Source organism: Achromobacter aegrifaciens (assembly GCF_902859735.1).
GTDB lineage: Bacteria > Pseudomonadota > Gammaproteobacteria > Burkholderiales > Burkholderiaceae_B > Achromobacter > Achromobacter aegrifaciens.
In genome coordinates this window covers 447,518-469,938 of the sequence record NZ_CADIJY010000001.1, presented here as the reverse complement: position 1 = coordinate 469,938, position 22,421 = coordinate 447,518, and the positions used below count along the sequence as shown (strand labels likewise).

General features: G+C 66.9%; 18 protein-coding genes. 5 read left to right on the top strand and 13 right to left on the bottom strand.

The features are described from left to right. Positions 1 to 50: 50 nt before the first annotated feature. On the bottom strand, positions 51 to 1,244 hold the full coding sequence (locus HV766_RS02195) for a low temperature requirement protein A (protein ID WP_054459250.1): 1,194 nt from the start codon (positions 1,242 to 1,244) through the stop codon (positions 51 to 53). A gap of 502 nt (positions 1,245 to 1,746) precedes the next feature. Here HV766_RS02195 and vapC point away from each other — a divergent pair. Further along, a complete protein-coding gene (gene vapC / locus HV766_RS02190) occupies positions 1,747 to 2,157 on the top strand; it encodes a type II toxin-antitoxin system tRNA(fMet)-specific endonuclease VapC (protein ID WP_175180459.1) in 411 nt (136 codons plus the stop codon). A 135-nt stretch (positions 2,158 to 2,292) separates the two neighbouring features. On the opposite strand, the gene HV766_RS02185 is transcribed toward vapC, so the two are convergent. The 5 genes from HV766_RS02185 to HV766_RS02165 all read right to left on the bottom strand — a co-directional run bounded on the left by HV766_RS02185 (position 2,293) and on the right by HV766_RS02165 (position 6,614). Then, positions 2,293 to 3,033 (bottom strand): branched-chain amino acid ABC transporter ATP-binding protein, encoded by a 741-nt coding sequence (locus tag HV766_RS02185; RefSeq protein ID WP_054459254.1) that lies wholly within the window; start codon positions 3,031 to 3,033, stop codon positions 2,293 to 2,295. Between the two features lies 1 nt (position 3,034). Continuing rightward, positions 3,035 to 3,742 carry an ABC transporter ATP-binding protein gene (locus HV766_RS02180; protein ID WP_054459256.1) on the bottom strand — a complete coding sequence of 236 codons (708 nt, stop codon included), beginning with the start codon at positions 3,740 to 3,742 and terminating at the stop codon, positions 3,035 to 3,037. A gap of 14 nt (positions 3,743 to 3,756) precedes the next feature. After that, the gene (locus HV766_RS02175; RefSeq protein WP_054459258.1) at positions 3,757 to 4,638 is read right to left on the bottom strand and encodes a branched-chain amino acid ABC transporter permease; all 882 of its coding nucleotides are present in this window, start codon (positions 4,636 to 4,638) and stop codon (positions 3,757 to 3,759) included. A 9-nt stretch (positions 4,639 to 4,647) separates the two neighbouring features. Beyond that, the gene (locus HV766_RS02170) at positions 4,648 to 5,640 is read right to left on the bottom strand and encodes a branched-chain amino acid ABC transporter permease (protein ID WP_175180458.1); all 993 of its coding nucleotides are present in this window, start codon (positions 5,638 to 5,640) and stop codon (positions 4,648 to 4,650) included. Between the two features lie 89 nt (positions 5,641 to 5,729). Then, entirely contained in the window at positions 5,730 to 6,614 is an 885-nt protein-coding gene (locus HV766_RS02165) for a LysR family transcriptional regulator (RefSeq protein WP_175180759.1), read from the bottom strand. Between the two features lie 161 nt (positions 6,615 to 6,775). On the opposite strand from HV766_RS02165, the gene HV766_RS02160 reads away from it, so the two are divergent. Then, on the top strand, positions 6,776 to 8,008 hold the full coding sequence (locus tag HV766_RS02160) for an amino acid ABC transporter substrate-binding protein (RefSeq protein WP_054459264.1): 1,233 nt from the start codon (positions 6,776 to 6,778) through the stop codon (positions 8,006 to 8,008). A gap of 64 nt (positions 8,009 to 8,072) precedes the next feature. Further along, on the top strand, positions 8,073 to 9,491 hold the full coding sequence (locus HV766_RS02155; RefSeq protein ID WP_054459266.1) for an amidase: 1,419 nt from the start codon (positions 8,073 to 8,075) through the stop codon (positions 9,489 to 9,491). A gap of 70 nt (positions 9,492 to 9,561) precedes the next feature. Here HV766_RS02155 and HV766_RS02150 read toward each other — a convergent pair whose 3' ends face one another. Continuing rightward, on the bottom strand, positions 9,562 to 10,470 hold the full coding sequence (locus HV766_RS02150) for a LysR family transcriptional regulator (RefSeq protein WP_054459267.1): 909 nt from the start codon (positions 10,468 to 10,470) through the stop codon (positions 9,562 to 9,564). Positions 10,471 to 10,617: 147 nt separating this feature from the next. On the opposite strand from HV766_RS02150, the gene HV766_RS02145 reads away from it, so the two are divergent. Both HV766_RS02145 and HV766_RS02140 read left to right on the top strand, forming a co-directional pair. Continuing rightward, on the top strand, positions 10,618 to 11,391 hold the full coding sequence (locus tag HV766_RS02145; RefSeq protein WP_054459269.1) for an SDR family oxidoreductase: 774 nt from the start codon (positions 10,618 to 10,620) through the stop codon (positions 11,389 to 11,391). Positions 11,392 to 11,401: 10 nt separating this feature from the next. Next, positions 11,402 to 11,671, top strand: a complete 270-nt coding sequence (locus HV766_RS02140) for a hypothetical protein (protein ID WP_054459270.1) — start codon at positions 11,402 to 11,404, stop codon at positions 11,669 to 11,671. 53 nt (positions 11,672 to 11,724) lie between these two features. Here HV766_RS02140 and HV766_RS02135 read toward each other — a convergent pair whose 3' ends face one another. The 6 genes from HV766_RS02135 to coaE all read right to left on the bottom strand — a co-directional run bounded on the left by HV766_RS02135 (position 11,725) and on the right by coaE (position 22,415). Beyond that, positions 11,725 to 13,245 carry an efflux transporter outer membrane subunit gene (locus HV766_RS02135; protein WP_175180457.1) on the bottom strand — a complete coding sequence of 507 codons (1,521 nt, stop codon included), beginning with the start codon at positions 13,243 to 13,245 and terminating at the stop codon, positions 11,725 to 11,727. Continuing rightward, the gene (locus HV766_RS02130) at positions 13,242 to 16,355 is read right to left on the bottom strand and encodes a multidrug efflux RND transporter permease subunit (protein ID WP_175180456.1); all 3,114 of its coding nucleotides are present in this window, start codon (positions 16,353 to 16,355) and stop codon (positions 13,242 to 13,244) included. Before HV766_RS02130 ends, HV766_RS02135 begins: the two co-directional genes overlap by 4 nt. Then, positions 16,352 to 19,450 (bottom strand): MdtB/MuxB family multidrug efflux RND transporter permease subunit, encoded by a 3,099-nt coding sequence (locus tag HV766_RS02125; RefSeq protein ID WP_119451854.1) that lies wholly within the window; start codon positions 19,448 to 19,450, stop codon positions 16,352 to 16,354. Before HV766_RS02125 ends, HV766_RS02130 begins: the two co-directional genes overlap by 4 nt. Before the next feature lie 13 nt (positions 19,451 to 19,463). Then, the gene (locus tag HV766_RS02120) at positions 19,464 to 20,738 is read right to left on the bottom strand and encodes an MdtA/MuxA family multidrug efflux RND transporter periplasmic adaptor subunit (protein ID WP_054459279.1); all 1,275 of its coding nucleotides are present in this window, start codon (positions 20,736 to 20,738) and stop codon (positions 19,464 to 19,466) included. A gap of 233 nt (positions 20,739 to 20,971) precedes the next feature. Further along, entirely contained in the window at positions 20,972 to 21,724 is a 753-nt protein-coding gene (gene zapD / locus HV766_RS02115; RefSeq protein ID WP_054459281.1) for a cell division protein ZapD, read from the bottom strand. A 61-nt stretch (positions 21,725 to 21,785) separates the two neighbouring features. Further along, entirely contained in the window at positions 21,786 to 22,415 is a 630-nt protein-coding gene (gene coaE / locus HV766_RS02110; RefSeq protein WP_119451856.1) for a dephospho-CoA kinase, read from the bottom strand. Positions 22,416 to 22,421: the final 6 nt, after the last annotated feature.

The window sequence follows — 22,421 nt, the reverse complement described above, 5'->3', positions numbered from 1 at the left end:
GCATCCAACGGCTCCCTCTGGGGCAGCCTCCGGCCCTCGCGGGATTGACGCTACTCCGCGATTCCTTGCGGAACGCCGGCATGCGCCCTGCGCCGCGACACGCTCTCCCACGCCGCCACCAGAATCATGATCAACGTGGTCAAACCGCCCACCATGAGGTTGTCGGTCACAAAGGCCACGGGCGCCAGCACGGCCAGCAGCACCAGCCCCACTACGTGCGACAGCGGGAAGCGGCCGTAGACTACTGTCTTGTAAATACCGTTGCCCGCCAGGTATAGCGCCGGGCCACCGATCAGCGCGGCGGCCGCCGGCATGGCGATGCGCCCGTCCGGATGCAATATGACGAGCTCGTTGGCCACGGCGGACACGATCACGCCGGCGATCAGGATGACGTGCACATAGTGGAACCAGGCGCCGATGCGGCCTGGATCGTCGCTATGCACGATGGCCTCGCTGCCGTCACGGCTGCTGGTGTCGAAGTACACCCACCACATGGCGGCCGTGCCCAGGAAAGCCGCCAGCAACGCGATCAGCGCGGGCGCGTTCCAGCGCTCCAGGCCGGCCAGCGTGGCGCCGGTGATGAGCAGGGTTTCGCCCAGCGCCACGATGACGAACAGCTGGCAGCGCTCGGCCAGGTGGCCGCCCTCGATCGTCCATTCGCTGGTCGCGGAACGCCCCAGGCCGGGAAACCGAAAGCCGATCATGGGCGACAGATACTCGCAGGCCACCGCCAGCGCCCACAGCGCCAGCCGCGTGCCGTCCTGGGACAGTCCGCCCGCAATCCACAAGACTGCCGACACGCACAGCCACGCCAGCATGCGGCGGAAGTTGGGCGCCAGCGGATGCGCAGGCCCCAGGTGCAGCACGATGAATAGCGTGCGTCCCACCTGGATCAGCGCGTAGCTGACGGCGAACACCAGCCCCGTGGCGCCGAACGCGCCCGGCAGGGCGGCGCCAAAGACCAGGCCGGCCAGCATCACGGCAAACAGCATGATGCGCATGGGCACGGCGTCGGGATCGAACCAATTCGTGACCCAGCAGGTGTATTGCCAACCCAGCCAGACGGCGAACCACAGCACCAGGGAGTGGAGCGCGCCCAACAAGGTCAGATCATGCAGCAGACCGTGGGAGATCTGGGTGACCGCGAAGACGTACACCAGATCGAAGAACAGCTCGACGAAAGTGACGCGGGCTTCGTGCCCGTCGCGGCGGCGCAGCAGGTTGGCGCTTGCGAGAAAGGTCATGGCGTGGGCCTCGCCTTGGGGATGATGGCGCAGCCAGATTAGCGCAAGGCGGGTCGTGCCGGATCGTCAAAAAATGCAAAGCCCGGCGGGCGTGGCGGCGATGCCACGGGCCGGATCTGCGCGGCCTTGCCGCCACCCGCAACAGCACGGAACCCAGCCGAAGCCGCACTAGGCTCGCAGCGACCTGCGGTAAGCCGTCATAGGCGGGAGACATGCGGCGCGCTATAAAAGGCGGGCGCCATACATCAGTCGAGGAGAGCGCCATGAAATCAGAATCCATCTATAAAACTTCCCATGGCCGCCCAGCAGGCCGGCACAAAACCGCCGCCCGGCCAGCCAGTCCGGCACTGGGGTACATCGTCGCCATCAACCAACGGCAAACGCCGGCGCCGGCGCCCGCACCCGCCGACACGTCCTGGGACTCCTGGTTCGCAGGCGAGTCCGTCACTGCCGACTTTCTCAACGACCGCGATCAACCCGTGGACAGGGCAGGAGGCCGCTCATGCCGCTGAAATTCGTGCTGGACACGAATACCTGCATCTTTGCCATCAAGAACAAGCCCGACGCAGTGCAGCAGGCGTTCAACCGACGGCAGGGCCAGTTATGTATCAGCGCGCTCACCGCCATGGAGCTCGCTTGTGGCGCGGAAAAGTCCGCCGCCCCCACCCGCAATCACGCCGTGGTCGACGGCTTCCTGAAGCGCCTGGAAGTGCTCGACTATGACCATGACGCGGCAGCAGATTCCGGTCAGCTTCGCGCGGAACTGGCGCGCGCCGGAACGCCCATCGGCCCCTACGACGCCATGATCGCCGGCCACACCCGCTCGCGCGGCCTGGTACTTGTTACGAACAACACGCGTGAATTTTCCCGCGTGCCCGGGTTGCGGCTGGACGATTGGACGCTGAAACACTGAGCCTGGGTGTCCGTCGCCCCGCTGTCGTGCCCCTGTCGTATCGCTGCGCCGTCCTATCGGCTACCTTGGTGACTCCGAACCAATGGAAAAAGCGCCAGGTCGAAAAGCGGCTGGGGCGACCGCTCTGACCCGCAGTCAATCAATCTTGTAATCCATCCAGGACGCAACCATCTCGCGCAACCCGCCGCCGTCGTCGAAGGCTTCGCGCCCGCCCTCGGCCTTGTTGCGGCCCAGTTCCAGGATGTACATATAGTCGGACACCTCGGCGCAGCGGCGCACGTTCTGGTCCACCAGCACCACCGTCATGCCCTCGTCGGCAAAGCCGCGGATCAGCGTGTAGATCTCCTTGGAGATCTTGGGCGCCAGCATGGCGGTGGGCTCGTCCAGCAGGATGACGGACGGCTCGATCAACAAGGCCCGCCCGAACTCCACGAAACGCTGCTGTCCGCCGCTCATGCTGGAGACGGGGTCGTCGCGCTTCTGCGCCAAGATCGGGAAGCGGTCATAGACGGAGTCGATGCGCTGGCGCACGCGAGCCTTGTCCTTGCGGAACGGCCAGCAGCCCAGCAGCAGGTTGTCGTGCACCGACAATTCGCCAAACAGGCTGCGGTGCTGCGGCACGAAGGCCACGCCGTTGCTGGCGCGCTCGTGCGAGGGCTGGGCGCTGATGTCCGCGCCGCGCAGCGTGATGCGGCCGGTGCGCGGCGGCAGGAAGCCGAACATGGTCTTCAACACCGTGGACTTGCCGGCGCCATTGGGGCCGATGACGCCCGTCACCTTGCCCGCGCGCGCCTGGATGTTGACGTGGTTCAGGATGGTGATGTCGCCGTGGTAGGCCACGGTCACGTCTTCCAGCGCGAGTATCGACGTGCTCATGTCAGGCTCCCAGATAGGCTTCGACCACGCGGGGGTCGGCGCGCACTTGCTCGGCGTTGCCCTGGCTCAGGATGGCGCCTTCGTTCATGACGATGATGTGGTGGGACAGCTGGTAGATCGAGGTCAGGTCGTGCGACACCAGCACCACCGAGCAGTCGTGCTCGCCCGGCAGTTCGCGGATGACCGAGATCAGCAGTTGCGCCAGCGCCGGATTGACGCCCGCGAAAGGCTCGTCCAGCAACACCACCTTGGGTCGCGCCACCATGATGCGCGCCAGTTCCACCAGCTTCTGCTGTCCGCCGGACAGCTCCTCGGCGTAGTTGTGGCGCAGCCGGTGCAGCTCTACCTTGTGCAGCCAATATTCGGATTGGGCGTAACGCTCGTCGGCGCTGCGGCCGGTCTGCTGCTGCGCGACCTCCAGATTGTCCAGCAGGGTCAGCTGCCGGAAGATGCGCGGCACCTGGAAGGTGCGGCCCACGCCCAGCCGCGCGACTTCGTGGATCTGCTTGCCGGCGATGTTCTGGCCGTCGAGCTCGATACGGCCCTCGTCCGGCGTGTAGATGCCGTTGATGCAGTTGAGCATGGTGGTCTTGCCTGACCCGTTCATGCCGATGACGCCCAGGATGGAGCCGCGCGGCACGTCCAGGTCCACGCCCTGCAAGGCGACCAGCCCGCCGAAGCGCTTCTTGAGATTGCTGACTTTCAACATGTGTCCGGCTCCTGTTAGCGCAGCGCCTGGCGGCCGAAGAGTCCGCTGGGCCGGATGAAGATGGTGGCGACCATGAGCGCAAAGCCGCAGATGGTGGCAATGGAAGGATTGAAGAACACCACCGAGACCTGCTCCGTGACGCCGAACAGCAGCGCGCCGACCAGGGCGCCCACCGGATGGCCCAGCCCGCCCAGCACGATGACGATGAAGCCGATCAGCGTGTAGTCGTTGCCCATGAACGGCGAGAACGCTGGAAACACCATCGCCACCAGCACGCCGCTGGCGGCGGCCAGGCCGATGCCCAGGCCGAAGGCCACGGCCGACAGGCGTTCGGCGTTGATGCCCACGATGCGCACCGCGTCGCGGTTCATGATGATGGCGCGCAGCGCCTTGCCCAGCTGGCTGCGGTACAGGAACACCGTCAGCGCGCCGATGATGGCCAGGGCGATCACCAGCGCCAGGAGGCGCACGGTCGGGATCAGCACCGGCCCGAATTTCAGGAACACGGGCTCGATCTCATAGGGCAATGAACGCGCGTCGGCGTCGAACACCAGCAGCATGATGGCGCCCAGCATGATGGACACGCCGAACATCAGCAGCAGCGAGCTGATCTCGGGATCGTCCGCCTTGGACAAGCGCGGAATCAGCACGAAGTACAGCAAGTAGCCCGCCAGGAAGAATGCGGCGAAGGCCAGCGGCAGCGCCACCAGCGGATTGATGCCGGCGTACTCCATCAGATAGAAGGCGAAGTACGCGCCCAGCACCAGGAATTCGCCGTGCGCGAAGTTGACCACGCGCAGCACGCCGAAGATCACGTTCAGCCCCACGCCGATCAGGCCGTAGATGGCGCCCAGGATCAGGCCGTTGATCAGCCCTTGGATAATCAGTCCGGTCATGGCGGTTCCTCAGGCGATGTAGCGGCGCAGTTGCGGCTTGCGTTTGATGAGGCTGCCGACGATGCCGCGCGGCAGGAACAGCATCAGCAGCACGATGATCAGGCCCAGCAGCAGCAGGTTCACCACCGGGAATTTCTGCCAGATCATGTGGTCGATGCCCAGTAGCGCCAGCGTGCCGACGACTGGTCCGAGGATGGTGCCGAAGCCGCCCGCCATCGCGTAGATGATGCTCTTGGCGGTGATCAGCACGTGGAAGGCGTACTCCGGATCCACCACGTTCGTGTACCAGGCCTCGATGCCGCCAGCCAGCGCCGGGAACAGCGCGGCCAGCAGCCAGGCCTTGAGGCGGGTGTTGGGCACGTGGATGCCGACGCAGGCGGCCGCGCCGTCGTCGTCGCGAATGGCCTTGAGCGCGCGGCCCAGGCTGGACACCGACAGCCAGGTGACGGTGGCAAGGGTGGCGCCCATCACCGCCAGCATGGCGTAGTAGCTATGCGTGGGGTTGTTGGCATTGGACAGGATGATGCCCATGCTGCCGCCGGTGAAGGACTGCGGCAGGTTGGAGATGATCAGCTTGACGATGGTGGCCAGCGCCAGGCTCACGATGCCGAAGTACACCCCGCGCAAGCGCAGCGTGGGCGCCAGCAGCAGCGCGATCGCCACGCCCACGCCGCCCGCCGCCAGCAGCGACGGCAGGATGGGCCAGCCCAGGATCTTGTAGCAAATGCCGGTGGCGTACGAACCCACGCCGTAGAACACCACGTAGCCGAACGGCAGATAGCCGGTGAAGCCGACGCAGATGTTCATGGCGCTGGCCATGGTGATCCACAACATCAGGTAGAACGCGAACGAGATGTTCGACGTGGCCATCGGAATCAGAGCCAGGCCCGCGGCCAGGCCGGCAAAGACGATGATGGCGATGCGGGTGCGCAACCGCACTGCGCGCTGATCCTGCGCGCGATGCGAGGCGGCGCCCGCCGCCAGGACGGGACTGCTGCTCATATGTCTTCCTCCGGGCCGTTTCCGGGTTGGACGGCCGCTTTATTTGGAGGCGATTATGAACAGTTCAAACCATAACTGCAAGTTAAGGACTAACCCTTATTTTCGGCAGGAAAGGCCTCGACAAGCACCCCGCGCAGCTCCTTGATGAACTCCAGGGCGATGGCCGAGGGCTCGCGGTTGCTGGCATAGACGGCCGAGATATTCAGGGGAATGCGCTCGGCCAGCGGCACGATGACCACGTCCGGCATGGTGTTCTGCATGACCGTGAACTCATCCACGATGGCAATGCCCACCCCGGCATTCACCAGGGCGCAGGCCAGCTGGCTCCATGGCACGTCGGCGCACATGCGGCACGGCAGGCCCGCCTGCTCGAAGGCGCCCAGCACCAGCATGCCGAAGGGCATGCGCGTCCCCACCACGATGTGCGGATGCGGCGACAGATCGGCCAGGCTCACCTCGGCACGAGCTGCCAGCGGATGCGCCTTGGGCATGGCGGCCACCATCTTCCCCACATGCAACGGCTGGGACGTCAGGAAAGGGTGGTCTGCCTGCATCACCACCAAGCCCAGCTCGGCCTCGCCCTGCAACACGTCGGTGATCAGCGTGGGCAGCGCCGTCGTGTTCAGGCGCAACAGCAGCTCGGGATGGCGCTGCTGGAAACGCGCCACGGCGCGCGGCACCAGGAACTGAGCCAGGCTGGGAATGGAGGCCAACCGCAGCACCCCCGTGCCGTGCTCCGCCAGCGCGTCGGCCAGATCGTTGACGCGCTGCATCATGCGCTGCGTTTTCTCGATTTCCTCAAACAGGCTCTGCACTTGCGAGGTCGGCCTGAGCTTGCCGCGAACCCGCTCGAAGAGCGTCACCCCCATGGCTTTTTCCGTATGCGCCAGCATCCGGCTGACCGCCGGCTGGGAAATATTCAGCAGCCGCGCGGCGCCGCTGATGGACCCGGCCATGACGATGGCCCACAACATTTCGGTCTGTCGGTAATTCAATTTATTCAAGGCGTGCGCTCCATGCCTATTTGTTATACGCTATCTCGCATGTTGAGCAAACATTGCTCAACATATGGCCTGTGTCCGATGGTCCGCCACGGAACGCGGGGCCGCATACCAAAAACGATAGGAGACCTCCCATGCACGCTAGACCCTGGCTGTCCCGCATACCGGCGCTGGCCCTCGCCGTCGCCGCCCTGACCCCTGCCCTGGGCGCCGCCCAGACCTCGGACAAGATCCGCGTCGGCATGACCGTATCGTCGACCGGCAGTTTCGCGCTCGCCTCGCAGTCGGGCGTGCGCGGCGTCGAACTGTGGGTCGACGACGTCAACCGCCGCGGCGGCATCGAAGTCAAAGGCAAGAAATACCCCGTCGAGCTGGTCAAGCTGGACGACCGCAGCGACAAGCAGATGGTGACCCGCGTTTACGAACGCCTGATTGTCGATGAAAAAGTGGATCTGGTGTTCGCGCCCTTCGGCTCCACCCTGACCGCCGCGGCCGCCACGGTGACCGAACGCCTGGGCAAGTACATGATGGTCTGGTCCGCCGCCAGCGACGACCTGTACAAGCAAGGCTTCAAGAACATGGTGTCGGGTACGCAGATGCCGGTGTCGGCGATGCTGCGCGCGAACATGGAACTGGCCGCCAAGCAGGGCGTGAAGAAGGTCGCGCTGCTGTATTCGGACGAACCGTTCCCGGCGGGCCTGGCCGAAGGCGGCAAGGAGCAGGCCGCCAAGAACGGCATGGAAGTGGTGCTGTTCGAGAAGTACCCCAAGGGCCAGAAGGACTTCAGCACGATCCTGCAGAAGGCCCGTGCGGCCGGAGCCGAGGCGCTGGTGCCGACCTCCTACGAGGGCGATCTGATCAGCATGACGCGCCAGATGAAGCAGCTGGATATCAACTTCCCGTATGTCTTCATGGTGTATGCGTCGACCCCGCAATTCCAGGCCATCGGCGCGGACTCCAACTACATCTACAGCCACACCAACTACCACCCCGCGATCAACTGGAAGGTCAACGCCGGCCTGACGCGCGAGCAATTCGCCGCCGCCTATGACCAGCGCTTCCCCAAGGCCGAGTTCCCGCCCGATTTCCAGACTGCTCTGGCCTATGGCGCGGGCGCGCTGACCGAGGAGATCGTCAAGCAAGCCGGCAGCACCGACGCCGCCGCGCTGAAGAAGGCATCGCTGGACCTGTCGGGCAAGCTCACCGTCATGGCCGGCCCCTACGCCATCGACGAGACGGGCAAGCAGCTCTTGATGCCCTTCCCCGTGGTGCAGCTGCTGCCGGGCAAGGGCATGGTCCCGGTCTGGCCGGCCGACGTGGCCACGCAAAAACCCGTCTACCCCGCCCCCGACTGGAACAAGCGCTGATCGCGCAAGCAGGAAGGCGGCGCGCGGCAGCCCGCGCGCCGCGCTGACATCACCCGAGGAAAACATGTCTGACATTGCATTTGCCACGCTCGGCGAACTTGCGCAGGGCCTGGCCGAAGGCCGCTACAGTTCGGTGGAGCTGGCGCGGCATTACCTGGACCGCATCGACCGCGCCAACCCGGCGCTGGGCGCCTACGTCAGCGTCGACCGCGAGGGCGCGCTGCGCCTGGCCGAAGCCGCCGACGCGCGCCGCCGCGCCGGCTATGGCCTGCTCGGTCCGCTGGACGGCCTGCCCGTCGCGGTCAAGGATCTGTGCGACATCGAAGGCCAGGTCACCACCGCCGGCTCGCAAGCCTGGCGCGAGCGCCGCAGCGCCACCACCGCCACCGCCGTGACCCGCCTGATCGACGCCGGCATGGTGGTGCTGGGCAAGACCCACATGGTCGAATTCGCCTTCGGCGGCTGGGGCACCAACCCCGTCATGGGCACGCCGCGCAACCCCTGGGACCTGGTGCGCGCCCGCATTCCCGGCGGTTCGTCCAGCGGCTCGGGCGTGGCGGTGGCCGCGGGCCTGGCGCCCGCCGCGCTGGGTTCGGACACAGGCGGCTCGGTACGCATTCCCGCCGCGCTCAACGGCATCACCGGCCTGAAAACCACGCGCGGCCTCATCAGCCTGTACGGCGCGGTGGCGCTGTCCCACACACTGGATTCCATCGGCCCGCTGACCCGCGACACCCGCGACTCGCTACTGCTGACCGCAGCCATGTCCGGACCCGACCCGCGCGATCCCGTGACGCGAGGCATACCCGCCTACCGCTACCGCGATCTGCGCGCGGGCGCGAAGCCGCTGGCCGGCACGCGCATCGCCGTCATGCCGCAGGCGCAGTACCCGATCGCCATCGACGCGGCGGTGCAAGGCGCGCTGGACGACACGCGACGCGCGCTGACCGACCTGGGCGCGGAATGCGTGGAAGCCCCCTTCCCCTTCGATTTCCACGACATGATGCTGCGCAACGGCCTGATCATCGCCGCTGAAGCCTACGCCCAGCACCGCGACTACATCGAGGACGACAGCCTGCCGCTGGGCCGCTACGTGCGCGCCCGCGTGCTGGGCGGCAAGCAGACCAGCGCCGCCGACTACGTGCTGGCGCTGCAAGCCCACGCCCGCGCCTGCCAGGCCTGGCTGGACTGGATGCGCGACTACGACGCGGTCCTCGCGCCCTGCCTGCCGTTTGCCGCCTGCCCGCTGGAAGACGTGGACGAGGCCGCCACGCCGCTGGCCGCCTTTACCCGTCCCGGCAATTACGTCAACGCCTCGGGCCTGGCGCTGCCCGCCGGCTTTGCCGCGGACGGCATGCCCATCGGCGTGCAGCTGCTGGGCAAGCCCAATGGCGAAGACGCGCTGGGCCGCATCGGCATGGCATTCCAGGCGGCCACCGACTGGCACCTGCGGCGTCCGGATCTGTCTGCGATCCAGTTGTAGACCGACGGTTGTAGACCCCAGGCCACCAAGGCCGGCCCCTCAGCAAGACGGGCCGGCCTTTTTTTTGCGTTCAACCCAGTCCGCAAGCCGGCCGCAGCAGCGCCTCCAGCCAGTCCGCAAACACCTGCACCCGCCGCGATGGAGATCGCCGCTGCGGATAAAGCAGCGTCATCGGCATAGGCGCGGGGCGGTGGTCGGGCATGACTTCGACCAGCTCGCCCGCGGCGATCTGCGGCTGCACGTCGTAGGCCGGAATCTGGATCAGACCCAGACCCGCGACGCAGCTGGCGATATAGGCTTCGGCGCTATTGACCGTGACCCGCCCACGCAGAGGCGCGGTCCGGGACACGCCGCCATCCAGCCATTCCCAGGGCGCAAGCCGGCCGGTGGACGGCGAAGCGTAGTTCACGCAAGCATGCCCCGCCGCCAGATCGTCCGGCGTCAACGGCACGCCATGGCGCGCCAGGTAGGCCGGGCTGGCGACGTTGATCAAGCCCAGCATGCCTATCGGCCGCGCCACCAGGCCCGAATCCGGCAACACGCCGACTCGCAACACGCAATCCACGCCCTCTTCGATCAGGTTCACGGCACGGTCCGTCACGCCCAGCGTGACGTCGATCTGCGGATAGGCCTCCAGAAAAGACGGCAACGCTGGCGCCACGATGAGGCGGCCCACACGTCCGGGCACGTCCACGCGCAGCATGCCGCTGGGACCCACCGAACTGTGGCGAAAGAGGTTCTCGGCCTCTTCCATGTCAGCCACCAGGCGCAGACAGCGCTCATAGAAGGCAGCGCCTTCCTGCGTGGGCGCCACCTGCCGCGTGGTGCGGTTCAGCAGCCGCGCGCCCAGCCGGCCCTCCAATTCCTGCACGGCGGCAGACACGGTGGAGCGCGGCAGGCCCAGCGTGTCCGCCGCGCGCGAGAAGTTCGCGCATTCGACGACGCGGGCGTAAACCCGGAACAGATCTATGCGGTCCATGGGGCGGATGGCTCCTGCGAGGCCTGGCCTCACTGTTCGTGATTTCTGGATAGAGATACCAGAAATATCAGTTTTGTGCGGATTTTTTGGAATATATCATCATCGGCACAAGGGCTCGCATTCGGCAGCCCGATAGCGGAGAGGACCATGGCAGACCACGGAATCAAAGGCAAAACCGTCATCATCGCGGGCGGCGCGAAGAACCTGGGCGGCTTGATCGCGCGGGACCTGGCGCAGCAAGGCGCGCGCGCGGTGGCGGTGCATTACAACAGCGCGGCCACCAAGGCCGACGCCGACGCGACGGTCGCCGCCGTCAAGGCCGCCGGCGCGCAGGCCGTCGCCTTGCAGGCCGACCTGAGTTCGGCCGGCGCAATGGAAAAGTTGTTCGCCGACGCGGTGGCCGCGGTAGGCCGGCCGGACATTGCGATCAATACCGTCGGCAAAGTGCTGAAGAAGCCCTTCACCGAAATCACGGAAGCGGAATACGACGAGATGGCTGCGGTGAACTCGAAGTCCGCCTTCTTCTTCCTGAAGGAAGCCGGCCGCCACGTCAATGACAACGGCAAGATCTGCACGCTGGTGACCTCGCTGCTGGGCGCCTACACGCCCTTTTACGCGGCCTACGCCGGCACCAAGGCGCCGGTGGAGCACTACACCCGCGCCGCGTCCAAGGAGTACGGCGCACGCGGCATTTCCGTGACGGCGGTAGGGCCCGGTCCCATGGACACGCCGTTCTTCTATCCGGCCGAAGGCGCCGACGCGGTGGCGTACCATAAGACCGCGGCCGCCTTGTCGCCGTTCTCGAAAACCGGGCTGACCGATATCGAGGACGTGGTGCCCTTCATCCGCTTCCTGGTGTCGGACGGCTGGTGGATCACCGGCCAGACGGTGCTGATCAACGGCGGCTACACCACCAAATAGGAGCGGCGCCATGCACGTACTGTTGACCATCGTCGGAGGCCTGCTGCTGCTGGCCGTGTTCGCGCTGTTCGGCAAGCAATGGGGCGGCGACGCCGCAGGCTCGATCGCCGCGGCCAAACTGTTCCTGCCCGCGTGGCTGCTGATGGCTATCGTCAACATGTGGGTCGGCGTCACGCGCGCCGGCTACACGGTGCGCGAAGAACTGCCCATCCTGCTGCTGGTGTTCGCGGTACCCGCCGCGGCGGCCTGGCTGGTCATCGCCTTCCTGCCGCGCGGGTGAAACGCTGGCATTGACCGCGCCAGCGCTCCATTCCGCATCCGCGCGGCCCGACCTCAGGGCTGCGCGGGAGCCGCCGCAGGCGCGACGGGATTGTCCGCGCGCGCTTGCGCCCCCGCGGCAGGCAGTCCTTCCCATCCGCCGCCCAGCGCCACGATCAGATTGACGCTGGCCGCGAAGCGATTACCCAGCAGGCTCAGCGCATTGCGTTCGCTGTTGAGCGCGGTGGCGTCCACCACCGCCACGCTCAGGTAATCGACCAGACCCGCCTTGTACTGGTTCTGCGTCAGGCGCAGCGATTCACGCGCCGCTTCGAGCGCGCGGCGCTGCACCACCTGTTCGTTCTCCATGACGCGCAACTGGATCAGGTAGTCCTCGACCTCGCGCAATCCGGTCAGCGCCGTCTGACGGTAGGCGGCCGCTTGCGCGTCATAGGACGCGCGCGCCTGTTCCACCTGCGCCTCGCGCGCGCCGCCATCGAATATCGTCAGCGCCAGCGCCGGTCCCAGCGACCAGAAACGCGCCGGCGCCGTCAACAGTTCCGCGAACTGGCCGTTGCGAAAACCGCCATCGGCCGACAGCGTCAGGCTGGGGAACCACGCGGCCTGCGCCACGCCGATCTGCGCATTGGCGGCGGCGGCGCGGCGTTCGGCCGCCGCCACGTCAGGACGGCGTTCCAGCAGCTCGGACGGCAGGCCCACCGGGATCTGCGGCAGTTGCAGCGCGAACACCGTGGGCGGCAGGCTGAATTGCGACGGCGCCTGGCCCATCAGTACGGCGATGGCGTGTTCGAGCTGACCGCGCTGCCAATCCAGGTCGATGGATTGCGCGCGCGTGCTTTCCACCTGCGTGCGCGCCACGGCCACGTCGGCCTGCCCCGCCACGCCCACGGCGTAGCGGTTCTGCGTCAGCTGCAGGGATTTTTCATAGGCCGCCACGGTGGCGTCCAGCAGGCGTTTCTGTTCATCCAGCACGCGCAATTGCAGATAGGCCTGCACCAGCGCGGCCTGCGCGCTCAGGCGCGTGGCGCCCAGGTCGGCCAGGCTGGCCGCGGCGCTGGCCTCCGAGGATTCCACGCTGCGCCGCACGCGGCCCCACAGGTCCACTTCCCAGCTGACGCTGCCGGTCAGTGAATACTGGTTCGAAACATTGCTGCCGGACGAAGTCGAAGAGCCATTCTGCCCGCCGCCGCTGCCCGAGCGCGTCATGCCCGCGCCCGCGCCCACCGTGGGGAAGAAGCCGGCGCGCGCGCCGCGCACCAGGCCCAGCGCCTGCCGGTAGTTGGCCTCGGCCTGGGCCACGGTCTGGTTGGACGCGTTCAGGCGCTCCACCAGGCCGTTCAAGGTCGCATCGTCGTAGACCTGCCACCATGCGCCGCGCTCGGCCTGGTCCAGCGGCCGGGCGGGCTTCCAGCCTTCGACCTGGTCCTGCCCTTCCTTGTAGGCCGTGCCCACGTCCAGCGCCGGGCGCTGGTAATCGGGGCCGACCGCGCAAGCGCCCAGCAGCGCGCACAGCGCGGCCGCGGCGATGCTGCGGGGAAAGAACAGGTTGGGAACAGACTTGGCGTTGCGCATCATGTGGGTTCTATGGAAGCGGAGGACCCGTTCCTGGAAGCGCGCTTGCGCGCGGCCCAGAGACGGAAGCGGTCCAGGTAAAGATAGACCACGGGCGTGGTGTACAGCGTGAGGATCTGGCTCAGGACCAGGCCGCCGACGATGGTAATGCCCAGCGGCTGGCGCATTTCCACCCCGGCGCCGGTGGCGAGCACCAGCGGCAGCGCGCCGAAGATGGCGGCCATGGTTGTCATCATGATGGGGCGAAAGCGCGTCAGGCACGCCTGGAAAATGGCCTCGCGCGGATTCATCCCCTGGGTGCGCTCGGCGTCCAGGGCGAAGTCCACCATCATGATGGCGTTCTTCTTGACGATGCCGATCAGCAGGAACACCCCGATCAGCGCAATCAGCGTGAAGTCATAGCGCACCAGCAGCAGTGCCAGCAGCGCGCCCAAACCGGCCGACGGCAGGGTCGACAGGATGGTCAGGGGATGCACGAAGCTTTCATACAGGATGCCCAGCACGATGTACATGGTGACCAGCGCCGCCAGGATCAGCCAGGGCTGCTGCGCCAGCGTCTGCTGCAGGGCCGCGGCGGTGCCCTGGAAGCCGGCCTGGATCTGGTCTGACGGCAGCCCGATGCGTGCCACCGCCGCATCGATGGCGCTGGTGGCCTGGCCCAGCGACACGCCGGGCGCCAGGCTGAACGAGATGGTATCGGCCACGAACAGCCCCTGGTGCTGCACGCTGAGCGGCGCGTTGGCGTTTTCCAGGCGGGTGAAGGCCGACAGCGGCACGCGCGCGCCAGCCGCGGTGATGACCTGGACCTGCCTGAGCGATTCGATGTCCTGCGCAAACTTCGGGTCCACGCCCAGCACCACATGGTACTGATTCAACGGCCCGTACATCACCGACACCTGGCGCTGGCTGAAGGAGTTGTTCAGCACCGTGGAAATGGTGGACATGCTGACGCCCAGGCGGGTCGCGGCCTCGCGGTCGATCACCAGATTGATCTGGCGGCCCTTGTCCTCGACGTCGGTGTCCACGTCGGTGATCTCGGGGATCTGCGCCATGGCCTGCTGCACCTTGGGCATCCAGGTGCGCAGCAATTGCAGGTCGCCCGCCATCAGCGTGTAGTCGTAAGAGCCCTGGCTCTGGCGCCCGCCGATGCGTATGTCCTGCTGCGACACCAGGAACATGCGCGCGCCGGGCATGTTCTGCAGCTTGCCGCGCAGCCGGTTGATGACCACGTCCGCCGAGACCTTGCGCTCTTCCAGGGGCTTTAACTGGATCTGCATGAAGCTGCTGTTGCTGCCGCCGCGTCCGCCCGCGTAACCCGTCATGCTCTGCACGGCCGGATCCGCCAGCACCACCTTGCGCAGCGCTTCCAGCTTGGGCAGCGTGGCCTGGAACGAGGTGCCCTGGTCGACCCGGAAAAAGCCCAGCAGCTGGCCCGTGTCCTGCTGTGGGAAGAAACCCTTGGGCACCACGGTGTACAGATAGACGTTCAGGCCCACGGCCACCGCCAGGATCAGCATCATCAGGCGGCTGTGCGTCAGCGCCCAGCGCAGGCTGCGGCGGTAGCCGTCCAGCATGGCGTCGAAGCCACGCTCCGACCAGCGCGCGAGCCGGCCCGGCGGCTTCTCTTCCGGGGCTTCCTGACGCAACAGGCGCGCACACATCATGGGCGTCAAGGTCAGCGACACCACCAGCGACACCATGATGGCGGCCGACAGCGTCACCGCGAACTCGCGGAACAGCCGCCCGACCACGCCGCCCATCAGCAGGATGGGGATGAACACCGCCACCAGCGACAGGCTCATCGACAGCACCGTGAAGCCCACTTCGCGCGAACCGCGCAGCGCCGCACGCATGGGCGACATGCCTCGTTCCACGTGGCGCATGATGTTCTCCAGCACCACGATGGCGTCATCCACCACGAAGCCGGTCGCCACGATCAGCGCCATCAGCGAAATGGTGTTCAGCGTGAAGCCGCTGAGGTACATGATGCAGAAGGTGCCGATCAGCGACACCGGCACCGCCACGCTGGGAATGATGGCCGCGCGCCAGCGCCGCAGGAACAGCAGCACCACCAGCACCACCAGGCCCACCGCGATGATCAGGGTCAGCTCGGCCTCGTGCAGCGAGGCGCGGATGCTGGGCGTGCGGTCCTGCGCCACCGTCATGTGCGCGTCCGCCGGCATCAGGGCCTGCAGGATGGGCAACTGGGCGCGCACCGCGTCCACGGTTTCGATGATGTTGGCGTCGGCCTGGCGCCGCACGATCATCAGGATGGCCTTGCGTTCATTGAAGAAACCGGTCTGGTACAGGTCTTCGACCGAGTCTTCCACGCGGGCCACGTCGGACACGCGCACCGGCGCGCCGTCCTTCCAGGCGACGATCAGCGGCCGGTATTGCTCGGCGCGGCTGAGCTGGTCGCTGGCCATGATCTGCCAGTGGTAGCGGTCATTCTCCAGCACGCCCTTGGGGCGATTGGCATTGGCGTTGGCCAGCGTGGTGCGCAATTGGTCCAGCGAGACGCCGCGGTTGGCCAGCGCCCCCGGCAGCACGGTAACGCGCACCGCCGGCAGCGAACTGCCGCCCACCGTCACCTCGCCCACGCCATCCACCTGCGACAGCTTCTGCGCCACGATGGTCGACGCGATGTCGTAGAGCTGGCCCTGGCTGAGCGTGTCGGACGTCAGCGCCAGGGTCATGATGGGCGCGTCGGACGGATTCGACTTGTGATACGTCGGGTTGCTGCGCAGGCTGGTCGGCAGGAGCGAACGCGCCGCGTTGATGGCGGCCTGCACGTCGCGGGCCGCGCCGTTGATGTCGCGCGACAGATCGAATTGCAGCGTGATGCGGGTGGAGCCCTGCGAGCTGCTGGAAGTCATCTCGGTCACGCCGGCGATGCTGCCCAGCGAGCGCTCCAGCGGCGTGGCCACGCTGGACGCCATGGTCTCCGGGCTGGCGCCCGGCAGGCTGGCCGACACCGAAATGGTAGGGATATCCACCTGCGGCAGCGGCGCCACCGGCAAGAGGAAGAATGACAGCAAGCCCGCCAGCACGACCGCCAGGCTCAGCAGCGTGGTCGCCACCGGCCGGACGATGAAGGGTGCTGACAGGATCATGACGCATCCCCCGCCGGCGCCTGATCCACCCCGCGCCAGCGGCGCGACATGCGGTCGAACATCAGATAGATTACCGGCGTGGTGAACAGCGTCAGCACCTGCGACAGCAGCAGCCCGCCCACCATCACCAGGCCCAGCGGCTGGCGCAGCTCCGCACCCGTGCCGGTGGACAGCATCAGCGGCAGCGCGCCGAACAGGGCGGCCAGCGTGGTCATCAGGATGGGCCGAAAGCGCAGCAGCGCCGCCTCATGGATGGCCGCGCGCGGACTCAGCCCGCGCTTGCGCTCCGCGTCCAGCGCGAAGTCGATCATCATGATGGCGTTCTTCTTGACGATGCCGATCAAGAGGATGATGCCGATGATCCCTATCATGTCCAGCTCGGTGCCACTGATCAGCAAGGCCAGCAGCGCCCCCACGCCGGCCGAGGGCAGCGTCGACAGGATGGTGATGGGATGGATGTAGCTTTCGTACAGCACGCCCAGCACGATGTACATCGTCACGATGGCGGCCAGGATCAGCCACAAGGTGCTGGACAGCGAATTCTGGAACGCCAGCGCCGCGCCCTGGAAGCGCGTCTCGACGCCGGTGGGCAAACCGATGTCGGCCTCGGCCGCGATGATGTCCTCCACCGCGCCGGACAAGGACGCGCCCGGCGCCAGGTTGAAGGACACCGTCACCATCGGGAACTGGTCCAGCCGGTTCACCGCCAGCACCGTCTTGCCTTCGCTGATATGCGCCACTGACGACAGCGGCACCTGCGCCCCGGTCGAGGTAGGCACGTGGATCTGGCCCAGCGAGGCCGGCGTCACCTGGAACTGCGGCTCGACCTCCAGCACCACGCGGTACTGGTTGGATTGCGTGAAGATGGTGGAAATCAGCCGCTGGCCGAAGGCGTTGTAGAGCGCCTCGTCAATTACCGCCGCCGTGATGCCCAGCCGCGACGCGGCGTCGCGGTCGATCTCGACCCAGGTCTGCAGGCCATCGTCCTGCAGGTCGTCGGTCACGTCCTTCAGGCCCGGCACCTGGCGCAGGCGGTTCACCAGCTTGGGCGTCCATTCGCTCAGCACCTTCAGGTCGGGATTGGACAGCGTCATCTGGTACTGCGTGCGGCTCACGCGGTCCTCGATGGTCAGGTCCTGCACCGGCTGCATGTAGACGGTCAGGCCATCCTGCTTGGCCAGCGCCTGCTCCAGGCGTCCCATCACCGTGCGCAGGTCGCCGTTGCGCTCGGCTTGCGGCTTGAGCGCGATCTGCATGCGTCCGGCGCTGAGCGTGGCGTTGCTGCCGTCCACGCCGATGAAGGACGATACGGCCTGCACGTCGGGATCTTCCAGCACCAGGCGCGCGGCCTCGCGCTGGCGCTCCGCCATGGCGGGGAAGGAAATCGATTGCGGCGCCTGGGTGATGGCCTGGATCAGGCCGGTGTCCTGCTGCGGGAAGAAGCCCTTGGGGATCACCAGGTACAGCAACACGGTCAGCGCGAAGGTTGCCAGCGCCACCAGCAGCGTCAGCGGCTGATGGCGCAGCACGACCTGCAGCCAGCGGTCGTAGCCGGCGATCACGCGGTCGATGAAGGCGCCCGTAACCTGATGGAAGCGGCCGTGCTTCTGCTCGGATTCGGCGCGCAAGAGGCGCGCGCACATCATGGGCGTCAGCGTCAGCGACACCACCAGCGATATCAGGATGGAAACGGCCAGCGTGATGGCGAACTCGCGGAACAGCCGCCCCACCACTTCGGTCATGAAGAGCAGCGGGATCAGCACGGCGATCAGCGAAAAGGTCAGCGAGATCAGCGTGAAGCCGATCTGCGAGGCGCCCTTGAGCGCGGCTTGCAGCGGCGTCTCGCCTTCCTCGATGTGGCGGGCGATGTTCTCGATCATGACGATGGCGTCGTCCACCACGAAGCCGGTGGCGATGGTCAGCGCCATCAAGGTCAGGTTGTTGATGGAGAAGCCGGCCAGGTACATGATGCCGAAGGTGCCCACCAGAGACAGCGGCACCACCACGCTGGGGATCAGCGTCGCCGTCAGGCTGCGCAGGAACACGAAGGTCACCATGACCACCAGGGCCACGGCCAGCATCATCTCGAACTGCACGTCGGCCACCGAATCGCGGATGGTCTGGGTGCGGTCGGACACCACGCTCACGTCCAGGGTCGCGGGCAAGGCGGCGCGCAGCTGGGGCAGCAGCGCCTGGATCCGGTTGACCACGTCGATCACGTTGGCGCCCGGCTGGCGCTGGATGTTCAGGAGGATGGCGGGCTTGTCGCCGGCCCAGGCCGCCTGGCGCGTGTCCTCGGCGCCTTCGACGGCGCGCGCCACGTCGGACAGGCGCAGCGGCGCATTGTTCTTGTAGGCGATGATCAGGTCGTTGTAGTCGGTGGGCGTCTTGAGCTGATCGTTGGCGTTGATGGTGGTGGACCGCTGCGGTCCGTCCAGATTGCCCTTCGGCTGGTTGACGTTGGCGCCAACGATGGCCGTGCGCAGGTCCGACAGCGACAGGCCGTTGGCCGCCAGCGCCTGCGGATTGACCTGTACCCGCACCGCCGGACGCTGGCCGCCCGCCACGCTGACCAGGCCCACGCCGGGAATCTGCGACAGCTTCTGCGCCACCCGCGTATCCACCAGGTCGCGCACCTGCGGCAAGGGCATGGTGGGGGACGTGATCGCCAGCGTCAGCACCGCCGCATCCGCCGGGTTCACCTTGTTGTAGGTCGGCGGAACCGGCAGGTCGCTGGGCAGCAGGTTCGAAGCGGCGTTGATCGCCGCCTGCACCTGCTGTTCGGCCACGTCCAGGGGCAGCGTCAAATTGAACTGCAGCGTGATGACCGAGGCCCCGCCCGAACTGGTGGACGACATCTGGTTCAGGCCCGGCATCTGTCCGAACTGCCGTTCCAGTGGCGACGTCACCAGCGAAGTCATCACATCGGGACTGGCGCCGGGGTACAGCGTCACCACCTGGATCGTCGGATAGTCCACTTCCGGCAGGGCCGAAACGGGCAGCAGCCGGTAGGCGATGAAACCGGCGATCAGGATCGCCACCATCGACAGCGTGGTGGCTACCGGACGCAGGATGAACAGGCGCGACGGGCTCACGATGTTTCCCGGCTTACTTCGACGGCGGCGTGGTGCCGGCCGGCGCGCCCGCGCCCAGGGTCTTGTCGCGGGTGGCGGGGATCACGTCCGAGCCGCCCACCACTTCCACCTTGGCGCCCGCGCGCAGACGGTCGGTGCCTTCGACGACCACCCGGTCGCCGGGCTGCAGGCCTTCGTTGACGGCCACCATGCCGTTGTTGACGGCGCCCAGCTTCAGCTGGCGCACCTGCACGGTGTTGTCCTGCTGCACCAGGAACACGAAGGCGCCGGCCGAGCCTTGCTGGATGGCGGCGGTGGGGATCGCGGTCACGTCCTTGCGCGTGAGCACGTGCAGGCGCACGTTGACGAACTGGTTGGGAAAAAGCGCGTCGTCGGCGTTTTCAAAACGCGCCTTCAGCTTCAGGGTGCCGGTGGTGACGTCGATCTGGTTGTCCATCGTTTCCAGCTGGCCCGTGGCGATGCGCCGGGTGTCGGCGCGGTCATAGGCATCCACCGCCAGCGTCTTGCCGGCGGCGATCTCGGCGCGCACTTCGGGCAGCTGGGTCTCGGGCAGCGTGAACACCACGGAAATCGGCTGGGTCTGGGTGATCACCACCAGTCCGTTGGTGTCCGAGCTGGACACCAGATTGCCGCGGTCCACCTGGCGCAAGCCCAAACGGCCGCTGATGGGCGCGGTGATACGCGCGTATTCCAGTTGCAGGCGGGCGTTGTCCACGTTGGCCTGGTCGCTCTTGACGGTGCCTTCGTACTGCCGCACCAGGGCGGCCTGCGTGTCGACCTGCTGCTTGGCGATCGAGTCCTGCTTGTACAGCGCCTGATAACGCTGCAGGTCGCGCCGGGCGTTCTCCAGCTGGGCCAGGTTCTGCATCTGCGTGCCGCGCGCCTGGTCCAGGGCCACCTGGAACGCCCGCGGGTCCACCTGCGCCAACAGGTCGCCGGCCTTCACTTGCTGGCCCTCCTGGAAGGCCACTTCCACCAGTTCGCCGCTGACCCGGCTGCGCACGGTAACGGTGTTGTAGGCGGTGACCGTGCCCAGCGACTTCAGGAAGATATCGATGTCCTGCTTGGCGGCCGTGGCGATGCGCACCGGCACCGCGGGGGTCATCATGGCGCCCGCTGGCGGCCGGCCGCCGGGACGCCCCCCCGGGGCGCCCGCCCCGCCCGGCTTGGCCGCGGGCCGCAGCACCAGCCAGGCTATGCCCGCCACAACGAGCAATACCAGCGCCAGCCCAAGCAGGCGGCGGCGGGTCCAACGGGTGGGCGGAGATACGGGACGGCTATCAGGCATGGAACAGTTCCGGCACGGGCGGAGGAAAGCCGTATTGTGTACCAGACCGTCCCGGTTTCCAGCGCCGCGATCCCTGGTTGAAACTGGGAGCAACAGGAATCTGGGCGGAAGGCAAAGTGGGCCGCCTGGTCCCGCAGGCTTGGTCCGCCTTGCCCCATTCAAGCGCTGCTTGGTGGGTTACGCGCGTCGGACAACGGGCGGAGTTGCGCGAGGATGCTCGCGCTCCACCCATCCTATGAGGTGCAGAGCGTCATCTGGAAGGGGACGTCGCGGGCGACCTGCTGGGGCTTGAATTCGCCGTCCTGGGTGGAAAAACGTATCCAGATCATGTACTTATTGGCACTGATCTCGGGAAATACGCCCTGGGCGGGGTCCAGCCAGACCCGCAGCAGCTGGAACTGCTTGCCGCCCAGCATCTGCTGGTAGGCGCCCTGCTCGCCCACGATGTCCGACTTGCGGCCCGATTCGCGCAGCAGGCGCAGGGCCAGGGTCAGGCCGTCATACAAAGGAATGAAGGGTGCCACCCAGGCCTGCAGGTCGGCGCAGCGGGCGGCCTCGGATTTGTTCTGCCAGGCGAAATACGAGGGCATGTCGACCTGCGTGGCGCTGCCCGGCACCGACAGGCGTCCGCGCAGGCTGGTCAGCCATTCGTTTTCGCGCAGGGACTGGCCGGTCTTGCCAGGCGCGGCCAGCGCCGTGGTCACCTTTTCCATTTCGCGCAGCATGGCTTCAAGCGCATCCTGTGCAACGCCGGGATGATCGCGCAGCCCGACCAGCGCCATGCGCTGGCGTTCCAGGTCTTGCAGGACCGCGCCTTTTACATCGGTGCGTTCGCAGGCATCGAGCAGGTCGAACAGGGAGGTGACGGCGACCTGATGCAGGCGCGAGTCCCCCTCGCGGGCAAAGAAGAACAGCCTGTCGAACAGGTATTCCAGCCGCAGATAAGCGCGGATGCGCTCATTGAAGGGGTATTCGTAAACGATCACGCTTCTTTACAGGCCCATCTGTGTTTGGCCGGCTGGGCCAATGTTATTCAGGGGTGCCGGCCTAGCGCGGAGCTTGCCGGCCCGTCGTGCTCGCCAGCGCCAGCCAGCGGTCATGCAGGATCTTCGCCTGCGCGCGCAGTTGTTCCGGCGTAGTGCCTGCGTCATTGACGATGACGTCGTCGGCGACTTCCAGACGGCTTGCCCGCGCAGCCTGTGCCGCCATGATACGCCGTATGGCAGGCTCCGTCAGCCCGCTGCGTTGGCGCACCCGCGCCACCTGCGTCTCCGGGTCGCAATCCACCACGCAGATGCGGTCCAGGCGCGAGCGCCAACGCGGCAACGATTCAACCAGCAGCGGCACCACGAAGACCAGATACGCACCGGTCGCAGCCGCGGCCTGGCGCTCGGTCTCCTGCCCGATGGCGGGATGCAGCACGGCCTCCAGCCGCAAGCGCACCTGCGGATCCGAGAACGCCTGATCCCGCATCCACGCGCGGTCCAGCGCCCCGTCCGGCGTCAATGCCCGCGGGCCGAACTCGCGTTCTATCGCAGGCATGGCAGCACCGCCCGCGGCGGTCAGCTCACGCGCGATCTCGTCGGTATCGACCAGCGTCGCACCCCACTCTGCGAGCATGTCCGCCACCCGGGTCTTGCCCGATCCGATGCCGCCCGTCAGACCTATCTTCAACATACCGCC